Genomic DNA, 12,557 nt, shown 5'->3' on the forward strand with positions numbered 1-12,557 from the left:
GTCCGTGGGGGCGGCGATGGTGTGCGCCGGGGCGGCGGCCTGGCTGATGGGCGGGCAGGGGCCGGGGGCGCGGCGAGGGCAGTTGCTGTGCCCGGGCGGTGGTGCGGTGGGGGTCGGACCGCCCACGTGGGAGCGGGTGACGCGGGCCGGGGATCGGCTGCGGTGGCTGCACCGGACGCGGGGCGAATGGTGGTCGCTGGTCGCCGGGTTGGTGGTCGCCCTGCTCGGGACGTCCGTGGTGCCGCTCGTCGTGGGAGCGCTCGGGGTCGCGCTGGTGCGGCGGGCTCGGCGGGGCGGAGCGGCGCGGAGGGCGCGGGACGGGCGGGGCGACGCGGTGATCGCGTTGTGCGGGGCGCTTGCGGGGGAGGTGCGCGCCGGGCGGCAGCCGGGCGAGGCACTGCTCGGCGCCGCCCGTGAGTCGGGCGGACTCGGCGACGCACAGGCCGTGGTGCTGGCGGCGGCCCGGTTCGGCGGGGACGTGCCCGGCGCGCTTACCGACGCGGCGCGGCGGCCGGGGGCCGAGGGCCTGCTGGGCCTCGCCGCGTGCTGGAAGGTCGCCGTGGACCGGGGTGCCGGGCTTGCGGCCGGGCTGGACCGGTTGGAGGGGGCGTTACGTGCCGAGCGGGATCAACGAGCCGACCTGCGCGCCCAGTTGGCGGGGGCACGGTCAACGGCGGTATTGCTCGCCGGGTTGCCGGTGCTGGGGCTGCTCCTCGGCACCGCGCTCGGCGCCGATCCGCTGCATGTCGTGCTGCACACAGGCGCCGGCCTGGGCTGTCTGCTGGTCGGCGGAGTGCTGGAGGGCGTCGGGCTGTGGTGGGCGCTGCGGATCGTGCGGGGAGCGGAGGCGGGATGAGCGCGGAGGTTGTCCACAGGCTGGGGGTGGCGCTGTGCGTGGCGGCGGGGGTGTGGTCGCTGGCTCGGGCGTTGGGTGCGGCGCGGCGGGAGCGGAGAGTGCGTAGACGGCTGGGGGTGGTGCTGGTTCGGGAACCGGGTCCGGCGTTGACGGGGCTCACGACGGCGATCGCCCGGCGGCGCTTCGAGATGCGCGGTGAGGCGCGGCGGTGGCTGCCGGTGGGCGGGGCTGTGAGCGTCGGCTGGGTGTTCGTCGGCGGCGTCCCCGGGACCGTGGTGGGGCTTCTGGCCGGGGTCGGGGTGTGGTGGTGGCAGCGGAGGCCGGTGCCGGTGGAGGAGTTCGACGCGGTTCAGGCCGCACGGCAACTGCCGCTCGCGGCCGACCTGCTGGCTGCTTGCATCGCGGCGGGCGCCGGCCCGGTGGCGGCTGCCCAGGCCGTCGGAGAGGCGCTGGACGGGCCTGTGGGGGAGCGGCTGGCGCGGGGTGCGGCCGAGGTGCGGCTCGGAGGCGAACCGGCGGAGGCATGGCGGGGGTTGGCCGCCTTGCCGAGGGCTCGGGCGCTGGCTCGGTTGCTGGAGCGGGCCGGCGATTCGGGTGTGCCGGCGGCGGGGCCCGTCGCGCGCCTCGCCGGAGAGGCCCGCGCGGAGTGGGGGCGTAGCGCCACGGCTCGTGCGCGGCGCGCGGCCGTACTGGTCACCGCGCCGGTGGGGCTCTGTTTTCTGCCCGCGTTCATCGCCATCGGGGTGCTCCCTGTGGTGATCGGGCTCGCGGGTGGGGTGTTGGGAGGGGGTGGTGGGTGAGGGGCGGAACGGAGTGAATGACGAGTGATCAAGGTCAACGGAACAGATCTACACGGGGGTTCGGATGAGCAAGGCAATGAGGGCGCGGGCGTGGGCGTGGGTCCTGGCGGGCAAGGCCCGGATGGTGCGGAGGGATGCCGGGATGGTCACCTCCGAGTACGCCATGGGACTGATCGCGGCAGTGGGATTCGCCGCTGTGCTCTATGAGGTGCTGACCAGCGGGCAGGTGCGCGGGGCTCTGGAGGGCATTGTGGGGCGAGCGCTCAATGGGCAGTTCTGAGGCGGGGCCGATGGCAGGGGCGACCGATCCGGCGCCGGGCCGGAGTCCGGACCTGACTGTGGCCCGGGACCGCGGCTTCGTGACGGCGGAGGCGGCCGTGGTGTTGCCGGTGCTGGTCGTGTTCACGATGGCGCTGGTCTGGGCGTTGATGGCCGCGTACGCGCAGATCCAGTGCGTGGACGCGGCCCGGGCGGGGGCTCGCGCGGCAGCCCGGCAGGACCCGCCGGGCGCGGTGATGTCGGCGGTCCGGCAGTCAGCGCCGAGTGGCGCGCGGGTCACCGTACGGCGAGAGGGCGACCTGGTGCGCGTAAGGGTCGAGGCGGAGCCGCCTGGGCCCCATGCGCTCGCCCTTGATCTGGATTCCGAGGCCGTGGCTCTGGCCGAGGAGACAGTGGGGGTGGGCGGATGACGAGGGGAGTTCTCCGGCCGCGTACGAGGGCGTTGGCGTCGGACCGAGGGTCGGCGACCGTCTGGGCCGTGGGCGCGATCGCGGTGCTGTGCGTCGTCTTCGGCGCCGTCCTCGCGATGAGCCAGGCGGTGGTCATCCGCCACCGTGCGGGCGGAGCGGCCGACCTGGCGGCGCTCGCGGCGGCCGACCACTGGATGGAGGGCGGTACGGAAGCCTGCGCCCAGGCGGATCGGGTCGCACGGGCCCAGAACGCCTGGATCGTGCGCTGCGCCGTCTACGGAGAGATCGCGGACGTCACGGTCGCGGCGGGACGAGAACCGTTGACCGCCGAGGTCAGATCACGGGCGGGGCCGGCGGGCCCCGTGGCCCCGGCTGGTCCTGTGGGATCGGTGGCTCCCGCCAGTCGCGCTGGATCCGTGGCGTCGGCCGGTCCCGGGGGACCTGACGCGCCGACCGGTTCCTCAGGACGAGCCGCCGAGGCGGTGGAGCCGTAGTTCTCCACCTGCCCGCCCGCGAGGCGCCGGTTTGTCGGACGGTCGGGCAGGGACCTCGGGCGGGGCTCGGACGGTCGGGCGGGGACCAGGGCAGACGCCTTACCCCTCGGCCCGCTCTGCTCCCTCGGCCTCGTCGGAGGCGTGCCCCGCCCCTGACGCGACTCGCGCCGCCGACGCGACCCCCGCCTCCTCCTGCGGCCCCTCCGGTGCCCCCCGCAACAGCACCGTCAGCAAACGCACGGCCCCCCGCTTGTGCAACGGCTCGTTGCCGTTGCCGCACTTGGGGGACTGGATGCAGGACGGGCAGCCGGCCTCGCACTCGCAGGAGGCGATGGCCTGGCGGGTGGCGGTGAGCCACTCGCGGGCGGTGTGGAAGGCGCGTTCCGCGAAGCCCGCGCCACCGGGGTGGCCGTCGTACACGAAGACGGTGGGCAGGAGGGTGTCCGGGTGCAGCGGGATGGAGACTCCGCCGATGTCCCAGCGGTCGCACGTGGCGAAGAGCGGCAGCATGCCGATCGACGCGTGCTCGGCGGCGTGCAGGGCGCCGCCGAGGATCTCGGGGTTCACGCGGGCGGCGTCGAGCTGGTCCTCGGTGACCGTCCACCACACGGCACGCGTACGGAGCGTACGAGGAGGGAGGTCGAGTTTCGTCTCGCCGAGCACCTCGCCGGTGATGACACGACGACGCAGGAAGGAGACGACTTGGTTGGTGACTTCGACGGAGCCGTAGCACAACCGGCCTTCGCCCCAGGGGACTTCGACGTCGGTCTCCAGGACGGAGATGGCGGTGGTGTCGCGGGCGACCGTCGAATACGACGGGTTGGCCTCCTCGACGAGGGCGACCGAGTCATCGAGGTGCAGCTCCTTGACCAGGTACGTACGGCCCTGGTGAAGGTGGACCGCCCCTTCGTGGACGCTGGTGTGCGCGGATCCGGCGTCGACCGTGCCCAGCAGCCGTCCGGAACCGGCCTCCACGATCTGCACCGGATTGCCGCCCCCGCCGCGGATGTCGGTGAGGTCCGCGGCCCGCTCCCGGCGTGTCCAGTGCCAGGCCTTGGTGCGGCGGCGCAGTAGCTTCGCGGCCTCCAGTTGCGGCAGCAGATCGGCGGTGGCCGGGCCGAAGAGGGGCAAGTCTTCGTCGGTCAGCGGCATTTCGGCGGCCGCGGCGCACAAGTGGGGCGCGAGGACGTACGGGTTGTCCGGGTCGAGGACGGTGGATTCCACCGGCTGGTCGAACAGGGCCTCGGGGTGGTGGACGAGGAACGTGTCCAGCGGGTCGTCGCGGGCGACCAGAACCGCCAGTGCCCCCTGCCCGTCGCGGCCCGCGCGGCCCGCCTGCTGCCACAGCGAAGCCCGCGTGCCCGGGTAGCCGGCGATGACGACGGCGTCCAGGCCGGAGACATCGATGCCGAGTTCGAGGGCGGTGGTGGCGGCGAGGCCGAGGAGTTCGCCGGAGTGGAGGGCGCGTTCGAGGGCGCGGCGTTCCTCGGGGAGGTAGCCGCCGCGGTACGCCGCCACGCGTTTCACGAGCGACCGGTCGACCTCGGCCAGCCGTTCCTGGGCGATCACCGAGATCAGCTCGGCCCCGCGGCGGGACCGTACGAAGGCGACCGAGCGCACACCCTGCACGGTCAGGTCGGTGAGGAGGTCAGCGGTCTCGGCGGTGGCGGTACGGCGGACCGGAGCGCCCTTCTCGCCGTGCAGGTCGGTTAGGGGCGGCTCCCAGAGGGCGAACACCAGTTCGCCGCGTGGTGAGGCGTCGTCCGCGACCTCCAGGACGGGCAGGCCGGTGAGACGGGTGGCGGCGACCGAGGGCTCGGCGGCGGTCGCTGAGGCCAGCAGGAACACGGGAGAGGAGCCGTAGCGGGCACACAGGCGGCGCAGGCGGCGCAGCACCTGGGCGACATGCGACCCGAAGACGCCCCGGTAGGTGTGGCACTCGTCGATGACGACATAGCGCAGGGCGCGCAGGAAGGAGGACCAGCGGGGGTGCGAGGGCAGTATGCCGCGATGCAGCATGTCGGGGTTGGTGAGGACGTAGTTGGCGTACTGGCGTACCCATTCGCGTTCCTCGACGGGAGTGTCCCCGTCGTAGACGGCGGAGCGTACGGCATTGCCCAGTGGTTGTGAAAGTTCCTTCACAGAACGGCGCTGATCGGCCGCGAGAGCCTTGGTGGGGGCGAGGTACAGGGCGGTCGCGCCGCGGCCGTTCGGCGCCTCGGAGCCGTCCAGCAGGCCCGACAGGACCGGCACGAGATAGGCCAGGGACTTGCCGGAGGCCGTACCCGTGGAGACGATCACCGAGTCGCCGTCCAGCGCGTGCTCGGCGGCGAGTGCCTGGTGGGCCCAGGGGTGCTCGATGCCCGCGGACTGCACCGCGGCGATGACCTCCGAGCGGATCCGGTCGGGCCACACGGCATGGCGACCCTCACGAGGGGGCAAGTGCTCCGTATGAGTGATGCGCGAAGCCCGGCTCGGCCCCGCGGCGAGCCGGTCCAGGATCGTGCCCGGCGAGGGGCGGGAAGCGGTGTCCGCCGAGGGGCGATCGGATCGGGGATTCTTGGCCATCGGCATCGAGTGTGTCACTGGCGTGACGGACAATGGACCCAAGGCGTCGTGCACGCCTGCCGGTAAGTGATTGAATGCCATCGCGGCTGGCGAACCGTCCCGGGGGCTCTGCCGAGGTGTCCCTTGGGATGACCGCTCGATAGCAAGGTGCTGGAGGATCCGTGGACCTGTCCCTGTCGACCCGTACCGTCGGCGATCGTACGGTCGTCGAGGTCGGTGGCGAAATCGATGTATATACCGCGCCCAAGCTGCGTGAGCAGCTGGTCGAGCTGGTGAACGACGGCAGTTTTCATCTTGTCGTCGACATGGAGGGCGTGGACTTCCTCGACTCCACCGGGCTCGGCGTTTTGGTGGGCGGCCTCAAGCGGGTGCGTGCCCACGAGGGCTCGCTCCGGCTGGTCTGCAACCAGGAGCGCATTCTGAAGATCTTCCGAATCACCGGCCTCACCAAGGTGTTCCCGATCCACACCTCGGTCGAGGAAGCGGTGGCGGCCACCGACTGAGCGGCCATGAGCTGACCGACCACTGACTGGCCGGTCGGTGGCCGGCAGTCGAATCCCGGGCCCGGCCCGGGAGGCAGAAGTCAATGGAGGGGGGTCCGGGTCTCGGCTACCCGGCCCCCTGACCGCACGCCCGTAGTTCCGAGGGGGATGCATGGCCACCGTTGAGCTCCGCTTCAGCGCGCTGCCCGAGCACGTCAGGACCGCCCGACTGGTGGCGGCAGCGGTGGCGCGCAGGGCCGGAGTGGACGAGGCCGTCCTCGACGAGGTCAGGCTCGCTGTCGGCGAGGCCTGCACCCGGGCCGTCGGCCTGCACCAGAGCGGCGGAATCTCGGCGCCGGTGCGGGTGTCGCTGATCGAGGAGGAGAAGCAGTTCTCCATCGAGGTCGGTGACGAGGCACCACACATGGCTCCCGGTGACAAGACGCCGGGCGCTGCCGGCGGAGCCGACGAACCGGACATCGACGCCGAGGAGGACGAGATGGGCCTCGCGGTCATCAGCGGCCTCGTCGACGACGTGGAAGTGACCGCCGGTGAGAACGGCGGACTGATCAGGATGAGCTGGCCCACCACGCCGCCGGCCGCGCTCGTTCCCTGATCGGACCCCCTTGGTACTGCCCCAACCTGTTCGAAAGGGCCCTGCTCAGCGGGGCCCTTTCGCATGTCCGGATCATGTTCCGCGTATTCGTGAATGAATTCACGACCTGAATTACGATCAACGATACGATCAGTTTTACGTCGCGTCGCGGTCAACGGATCGGGCGTCAATGCTTTTAGGGCATTACCTCTTTCGGGTTCCGTGTCGGCCCGTGGATCATTTGCTGAAGAGCAGGTGAAGGCTAATTCCGCTTACCGCGCACTGTTTTGATCAGGTTCCGGTACCTACAATCCGTCCACATCTTGAGCTCGGTCCAAGCGTCAAGGAGGACGAATGGCGGGGCTTTCTACCCCTCATCAGTTTGACCAGCCCACAACCTTCGCAGCCGCAGTACTGACAGACGACAACCGGCTCATCGTGATGGTCATCGCGGCCGTCGCCCTTGCGGCGCTTGTCGTCGCCGGGGTCCTGGTGCGCCAGGTGCTAGCGGCCGGCGAGGGCACCGACAGCATGAAGAAGATCGCGGTGGCGATCCAGGAGGGCGCGAATGCCTACCTCGGACGGCAGATGCGCACGCTCGCGGTATTCGCCGTCGTGGTGTTCTTCCTGCTCATGCTGCTGCCTGCGGACGACTGGAATCAGCGCGCCGGACGATCGATCTTCTTCTTGATCGGCGCCGCGTTCTCGGCAACCACCGGCTATATCGGCATGTGGCTCGCCGTGCGAAGCAATGTCCGCGTGGCCGCCGCGGCACGGGAAGCGACCCCGGCGGAGGGTGAGCCGGAAAAGGATCTCACCGCCGTCTCGCACAAAGCCATGAAGATCGCTTTCCGCACGGGCGGCGTCGTCGGCATGTTCACAGTGGGGCTCGGTCTACTGGGCGCCTCCTGTGTGGTGCTGGTGTACGCGGCCGACGCGCCGAAGGTCCTGGAGGGCTTCGGCCTCGGCGCCGCGCTGATCGCCATGTTCATGCGTGTCGGCGGCGGCATCTTCACCAAGGCCGCCGACGTCGGCGCCGACCTGGTCGGCAAGGTCGAGCAGGGCATCCCGGAGGACGACCCGCGCAATGCCGCGACCATCGCCGACAACGTGGGCGACAACGTCGGCGACTGCGCCGGCATGGCCGCCGACCTCTTCGAGTCGTACGCCGTCACGCTCGTCGCCGCGCTGATCCTGGGCAGCGCGGCGTTCGGCGACTACGGGCTCGGCTTCCCGCTGATCGTGCCCGCGATCGGTGTCCTGACAGCGATGATCGGCATCTTCGCCGTGGCTCCGCGCCGTGCGGACCGCAGCGGGATGAGCGCCATCAACCGCGGGTTCTTCATCTCCGCGGTGATCTCGCTGGTGCTGGTGGCCGCGGCCGTCTTCATCTATCTGCCGTCCTCGTACGCCGAATTGGACGGCGTCACGGATGAGGACATCATCGGCAAGTCCGGCGACCCGCGGATCCTCGCGCTCATCGCGGTCGCCATCGGCATCGTGATGGCCGCGCTGATCCAGCAGTTGACCGGCTACTTCACCGAGACCACCCGGCGTCCCGTGCGGGACATCGGCAAGAGCTCGCTCACCGGAGCGGCCACGGTCGTTCTCGCGGGTATCTCCATCGGCCTCGAATCGGCCGTCTACACCGCCCTGTTGATCGGCCTCGGCGTGTACGGGGCCTTCCTGCTCGGCGGTACGTCGATCATGCTGGCGCTCTTCGCGGTGGCGCTGGCCGGTACCGGTCTGCTCACCACGGTCGGCGTGATCGTCGCCATGGACACCTTCGGTCCGGTCTCCGACAACGCGCAGGGCATCGCCGAGATGTCCGGTGACGTCGAAGGCGCCGGCGCACAGGTGCTCACCGACCTGGACGCCGTCGGCAACACCACCAAGGCCATCACCAAGGGCATCGCCATCGCCACCGCCGTCCTGGCGGCGGCGGCGCTCTTCGGCTCGTACCGCGACGCGATCCTCACGGCCGCGAACGAAGTGGGCGAGACGGTCTCCGGCGAGGACGCGCCGCTGAACCTGATGATGGACATCTCACAGCCCAACAACCTGGTCGGGCTCATCGCGGGCGCCGCGGTCGTCTTCCTCTTCTCGGGGCTGGCGATCAACGCGGTCTCCCGGTCCGCCGGGGCCGTGGTCTACGAGGTGCGGCGGCAGTTCCGCGAGCACCCCGGGATCATGGACTACAGCGAGAAACCCGAGTACGGGCGCGTCGTCGACATCTGTACGAAGGACGCGCTGCGTGAGCTGGCCACACCAGGTCTGCTCGCCGTACTGACCCCGATCGCGATCGGCTTCACCCTCGGGGTCGGCGCGCTCGGCTCGTTCCTCGCGGGGGCCATCGGCACCGGCACGCTGATGGCGGTCTTCCTCGCCAACTCCGGTGGCGCGTGGGACAACGCGAAGAAACTCGTCGAGGACGGCCACCATGGCGGCAAGGGCAGCGAGGCCCATGCCGCGACGGTGATCGGCGACACGGTCGGCGACCCCTTCAAGGACACCGCGGGACCCGCGATCAACCCCCTGCTGAAGGTGATGAACCTGGTGGCGCTGCTCATCGCGCCCGCGGTAGTCAAATTCAGCTACGGCGACGACGCGAGCGTGGGGATGCGGATTCTCATCGCGGTGCTCTCGCTCGCCGTCATCGTCGGCGCGGTGTACGTGTCCAAGCGGCGCGGAATCGCCGTGGGTGACGAAGACAACTCCGAGCGGACGGCCAAGTCCGTGGATCCGGCGGTGGTTTCGTAGGGGCAGGGGTAACTCCTGGTCAGGTTCCGCTCAACGGGCGGGCAGGCAGCGCGCATTGACGCGTTGTCCGCCCGCCCGTGTGTGTTCGCGCCCTGTTCGTGAGCCTTCTCTCGCTTGGTGCAAAAGGCTTCAATAACGGTCCAAACGGACGTTCGTCACGCTGGTGTCGCCCAGTTGGCGTGTATGTTCCGGGGCCGAGAGCCATGGAAGGGACCAATCCGGTGAACAAGAAGCTCGCGGCCGCACTGTCCGGCGGTGCGGTACTGGTACTGGCGCTGTCGGGATGTAGCAGTGACGACAGCAGCGACAAGCTGAACTCCTGGGCCAAGCAGGTGTGTGACGCGGTGCAGCCGCAGGCGAAGAAGATCGAGGCCGCCAACACCGCGATCCAGAAGCAGACCTCGGACAACAGCACTCCGGAGGACGTTCAGAAGACCGACGCCAAGGCCTTCCAGGACATGTCCGACGCCTACAAGGCGATCGGTGCCGCCGTGACCAAGGCCGGGGCGCCGGACGTCGACAACGGCGAGAAGAAGAAGACGGACGCCGTCAAGGAGCTCGACGACATCTCCGCGTCCTACGCCGGCCTCAAGAAGCAGGTCGACGGCCTCGACACGAAGGACCAGGCGAAGTTCGCCGACGGCCTCAAGGGGATCGCCACGCAGCTGGACAAGCTGAGCCAGAGCGGCAATGACGCCCTCAGCAAGCTGGAGGAGGGCGACGTGGGCAAGGCGATGGCCAAGCAGGAGAGCTGCAAGAGCGCGTCCGCTTCTCCGTCGGCGACCAAGAGCTGAGCCGGGGAAGGCCGATCGGTCGGTCAACCGAGAGAGGGCCCGGCACGCGCGTGTGCCGGGCCCTCGGCATGTCTGTCCACAGGCACCACGCACCGTCGGTGGAAGCGGCCACAATGGAGGCGTGAGTAACACCAGCCTGGCACCGCTGCCCTCGTCCGACCGCACCGACGTCACCACGCGGCTGCGGGACGCCCTTCTGGGCGCCTCCTTCAGCGCCGACGGGCTGCTCGACCTGCTCGGCGCCACCGCATACGCGGCGCTGGCGCGCAGCGAGACCGTGCCCGCGCTCCGCGCGACCCGGGGCGACTCGCCGCTGGAGACGCTCGTACGGCTGTTCCTGTTGCAGCAGCCTGTGCCGCACGCGCGCGTGGCGGATGTTCTGCCGGTGGAGGACTGCCTGGAGAGCGGGTGGTTGATCCGGGCCGGCGGGGACGAGGTCGTGGCGACGGTCGACGTACGGCCGTTCGGTGGACCCGGTGGTGAGGACTGGTTCATCGTCTCCGACCTGGGCTGCGCGGTCGGCGGAGCCGGCGGCATCGGCAGCCATGACGAAGGTGTCGTACTCGGTGTGGGCGGCGCGTCCACGACCCTGGCCGGCATCACGGTGCGTACGCCCGTCGCCTCCGCGCTCGACCTGGGCACCGGGTCCGGAATCCAGGCGCTGCACGCCGCACAACACGCCACGCGGGTGACCGCGACCGACCTCAACCCCCGCGCGCTGCACATCACCGGACTCACGCTCGCCCTGTCCGGCGCCCAGGCGGCGAACCTGCGCGAGGGCTCCCTCTTCGAACCGGTGGCAGACGACACGTACGACCTGATCGTCTCGAATCCGCCCTTCGTGATCTCTCCCGGAGCCCGGCTCACCTACCGCGACGGCGGGATGGGCGGGGACGATCTGTGCCGCCTGCTCGTTCAAGGGGCAGGTGAGCGTCTGAACGACGGTGGATACGCGCAGTTCCTGGCCAACTGGCAGCACGTGGAGGGTGAGGACTGGCCGGACCGGCTGCGGTCCTGGGTGCCGCGTGGCTGCGACGCGTGGATCGTGCAGCGCGAGGTGCAGGACGTCGCGCAGTACGCGGAGCTGTGGCTGCGGGACGCGGGCGACCACCGTAGTGAACCGGCGGCGTACCAGGCGCGGTACGACGCTTGGCTGGACGAGTTCGAGGCGCGGAAGGTGAAGTCCGTCGGCTTCGGCTGGATCACCCTGCGCAAGTCGGGGGCGGGGCAGCCCTCGGTCGTCGTGGAGGAGTGGCCGCATCCCGTCGAGCAGCCGCTCGGTGACACCGTGCGCGCGCACTTCGAGCGCGTGGACTATCTGCGGGCGCACGACGACGCCGCCCTGCTCGCCGCGCACTTCAAGCTCGCGGGCGAGGTCGTGCAGGAGCAGGTCGGCCTGCCCGGCGCCGAGGACCCGGAGCACGTCGTGCTGCGGCAGAACCGTGGGATGCGGCGGGCCACGAAGGTGGACACGGTCGGCGCGGGCTTCGCGGGCGTGTGCGACGGCACGCTGAGCGCGGGGCGAATTCTGGACGCCATCGCCCAACTGGTCGGAGAGGACCCGGTGTTGTTGCGGGACCGGACGCCCGCGCAGATCCGGCTGCTGGTCGAGCAGGGGTTCCTCGAGCCTGCCGGGTGAACATCAACTCGTTGCCGGGTGACGTGAGCCCGTTGCCGACGGAGCCTTGGGTCTCGGCGGGTCTCGGCGGGTCTCGGCGGGTTCGGCGCGGCTGGGGTGTATCCGTCCCCCGTCGAGTTGCTGATGCACGAGGGGCTGCCGTGAATCGTCATGTAGTACGTGCAGGACGTGCAGGATGTGCAGGATGTGGGCGATCTCCAGATCGACCACATCCGCCACGGTGTGACCGATTCCGCAGGGAGACGCGCAGGGCGACACACAGTGGCTGTCCGCCCCGTGTTCACCCAGGGTTGGTGTGCCGGTTTCCCGGAGGTGTCAGCGTCCCGAGCCTGGGCACTCAAGGGCGAAGGGAACGAACGATGGAGAGCGGACCCGCGATCTTCACGGGATCAGTGTTCGCCCTGTTCGGGAGCGGGCTGCTGCTGTGGACCGCGGCCCGGCTGCGGCACCGCGCCCCCGTGGCCCACGGGGCGAACCCGGTCGCGTCGGCCGCGGTCGCCGGCTTCGCCGGGACGGCCGCGATGCTGCTCGCCGTGTGGTGTTTCACGCGCACCTGAGTGCGAGGCCGGTGACCGGAGTGCCCGGCTCTCCTGGCCGGGAATGGTCGCCCCGGTGTCCGGGAATCGTCGCCCGCCGACGGTCGCGGACAGGGGCCGCGGCCATCGGGAATTATGGCTTCCGGTAATTGAGAGGTCACCCTCCGGATAGGGCCGAAACAGCAGGTCGACACTCCGGGCGGCAGGAATGGCGGGAGTCGGGTTACCGTTCGAGTGGCCGTTGCGGGCTTTTCCCGTTTGACACGGGGGCGGGATGTACCGTCACACTCCGCAGCGTCAGCATGACCCGACCCCCGGGTTCCAGGCCTGGGGCCGAGACCCCC

12 protein-coding genes are annotated in these 12,557 nt (G+C 70.5%); 11 read left to right on the top strand and 1 reads right to left on the bottom strand.

Annotation, left to right across the window (positions count from 1 at the left end; translation table 11 throughout):
• The first annotated feature begins 16 nt into the window (after positions 1 to 16).
• From ACTWQR_RS23440 to ACTWQR_RS23460, 5 genes are all read left to right on the top strand, one after another.
• Positions 17 to 856: a type II secretion system F family protein gene (locus ACTWQR_RS23440; RefSeq protein WP_443229122.1), complete on the top strand. Its 840-nt coding sequence runs from the start codon at positions 17 to 19 to the stop codon at positions 854 to 856.
• Complete coding sequence (locus ACTWQR_RS23445) at positions 853 to 1,656, top strand: type II secretion system F family protein (RefSeq protein WP_443229093.1); 804 nt, start codon at positions 853 to 855, stop codon at positions 1,654 to 1,656. The genes ACTWQR_RS23440 and ACTWQR_RS23445 overlap by 4 nt, the downstream gene beginning before the upstream one ends.
• A 64-nt stretch (positions 1,657 to 1,720) precedes the next feature.
• The gene (locus ACTWQR_RS23450; protein ID WP_443229094.1) at positions 1,721 to 1,936 is read left to right on the top strand and encodes a DUF4244 domain-containing protein; all 216 of its coding nucleotides are present in this window, start codon (positions 1,721 to 1,723) and stop codon (positions 1,934 to 1,936) included.
• 10 nt (positions 1,937 to 1,946) lie between these two features.
• The gene (locus tag ACTWQR_RS23455) at positions 1,947 to 2,345 is read left to right on the top strand and encodes a TadE family type IV pilus minor pilin (protein ID WP_443229095.1); all 399 of its coding nucleotides are present in this window, start codon (positions 1,947 to 1,949) and stop codon (positions 2,343 to 2,345) included.
• Positions 2,342 to 2,839 (top strand): Rv3654c family TadE-like protein, encoded by a 498-nt coding sequence (locus ACTWQR_RS23460; RefSeq protein WP_443229096.1) that lies wholly within the window; start codon positions 2,342 to 2,344, stop codon positions 2,837 to 2,839. The genes ACTWQR_RS23455 and ACTWQR_RS23460 overlap by 4 nt, the downstream gene beginning before the upstream one ends.
• Before the next feature lie 99 nt (positions 2,840 to 2,938).
• Here ACTWQR_RS23460 and ACTWQR_RS23465 read toward each other — a convergent pair whose 3' ends face one another.
• Positions 2,939 to 5,488 carry a DEAD/DEAH box helicase gene (locus ACTWQR_RS23465; RefSeq protein WP_443229097.1) on the bottom strand — a complete coding sequence of 850 codons (2,550 nt, stop codon included), beginning with the start codon at positions 5,486 to 5,488 and terminating at the stop codon, positions 2,939 to 2,941.
• An 80-nt stretch (positions 5,489 to 5,568) separates the two neighbouring features.
• Here ACTWQR_RS23465 and bldG point away from each other — a divergent pair, with 80 nt between their 5' ends.
• The 6 genes from bldG (at position 5,569) to ACTWQR_RS23495 (ending at position 12,234) form a co-directional block, all read left to right on the top strand.
• A complete protein-coding gene (bldG, locus tag ACTWQR_RS23470) occupies positions 5,569 to 5,910 on the top strand; it encodes an anti-sigma factor antagonist BldG (protein WP_003975386.1) in 342 nt (113 codons plus the stop codon).
• A 151-nt stretch (positions 5,911 to 6,061) separates the two neighbouring features.
• Positions 6,062 to 6,505, top strand: a complete 444-nt coding sequence (locus tag ACTWQR_RS23475) for an ATP-binding protein (protein ID WP_443229098.1) — start codon at positions 6,062 to 6,064, stop codon at positions 6,503 to 6,505.
• 333 nt (positions 6,506 to 6,838) lie between these two features.
• A complete protein-coding gene (locus ACTWQR_RS23480; RefSeq protein WP_443229099.1) occupies positions 6,839 to 9,244 on the top strand; it encodes a sodium-translocating pyrophosphatase in 2,406 nt (801 codons plus the stop codon).
• A gap of 203 nt (positions 9,245 to 9,447) precedes the next feature.
• Complete coding sequence (locus tag ACTWQR_RS23485) at positions 9,448 to 10,038, top strand: small secreted protein (protein ID WP_443229100.1); 591 nt, start codon at positions 9,448 to 9,450, stop codon at positions 10,036 to 10,038.
• Positions 10,039 to 10,159: 121 nt separating this feature from the next.
• Complete coding sequence (locus ACTWQR_RS23490; RefSeq protein ID WP_443229101.1) at positions 10,160 to 11,677, top strand: DUF7059 domain-containing protein; 1,518 nt, start codon at positions 10,160 to 10,162, stop codon at positions 11,675 to 11,677.
• 359 nt (positions 11,678 to 12,036) lie between these two features.
• A complete protein-coding gene (locus ACTWQR_RS23495; protein WP_443229102.1) occupies positions 12,037 to 12,234 on the top strand; it encodes a hypothetical protein in 198 nt (65 codons plus the stop codon).
• Positions 12,235 to 12,557 lie beyond the last annotated feature (323 nt).

The sequence above is a fragment of the Streptomyces sp. 2A115 genome (assembly GCF_052245575.1).
GTDB lineage: Bacteria > Actinomycetota > Actinomycetes > Streptomycetales > Streptomycetaceae > Streptomyces.

What these genes read in the sequence shown, in the direction of transcription:
- ACTWQR_RS23440 (WP_443229122.1), top strand. Translation starts at nt 17, where the DNA reads ATGGTGTGCGCCGGGGCGGCGGCCTGGCTGATGGGCGGGCAGGGGCCG.
- ACTWQR_RS23445 (WP_443229093.1), top strand. Translation starts at nt 853, where the DNA reads ATGAGCGCGGAGGTTGTCCACAGGCTGGGGGTGGCGCTGTGCGTGGCG.
- ACTWQR_RS23450 (WP_443229094.1), top strand. Translation starts at nt 1,721, where the DNA reads ATGAGCAAGGCAATGAGGGCGCGGGCGTGGGCGTGGGTCCTGGCGGGC.
- ACTWQR_RS23455 (WP_443229095.1), top strand. Translation starts at nt 1,947, where the DNA reads ATGGCAGGGGCGACCGATCCGGCGCCGGGCCGGAGTCCGGACCTGACT.
- ACTWQR_RS23460 (WP_443229096.1), top strand. Translation starts at nt 2,342, where the DNA reads ATGACGAGGGGAGTTCTCCGGCCGCGTACGAGGGCGTTGGCGTCGGAC.
- ACTWQR_RS23465 (WP_443229097.1), bottom strand. Translation starts at nt 5,488, where the DNA reads ATGGCATTCAATCACTTACCGGCAGGCGTGCACGACGCCTTGGGTCCA.
- ACTWQR_RS23475 (WP_443229098.1), top strand. Translation starts at nt 6,062, where the DNA reads ATGGCCACCGTTGAGCTCCGCTTCAGCGCGCTGCCCGAGCACGTCAGG.
- ACTWQR_RS23480 (WP_443229099.1), top strand. Translation starts at nt 6,839, where the DNA reads ATGGCGGGGCTTTCTACCCCTCATCAGTTTGACCAGCCCACAACCTTC.
- ACTWQR_RS23485 (WP_443229100.1), top strand. Translation starts at nt 9,448, where the DNA reads ATGGAAGGGACCAATCCGGTGAACAAGAAGCTCGCGGCCGCACTGTCC.
- ACTWQR_RS23495 (WP_443229102.1), top strand. Translation starts at nt 12,037, where the DNA reads ATGGAGAGCGGACCCGCGATCTTCACGGGATCAGTGTTCGCCCTGTTC.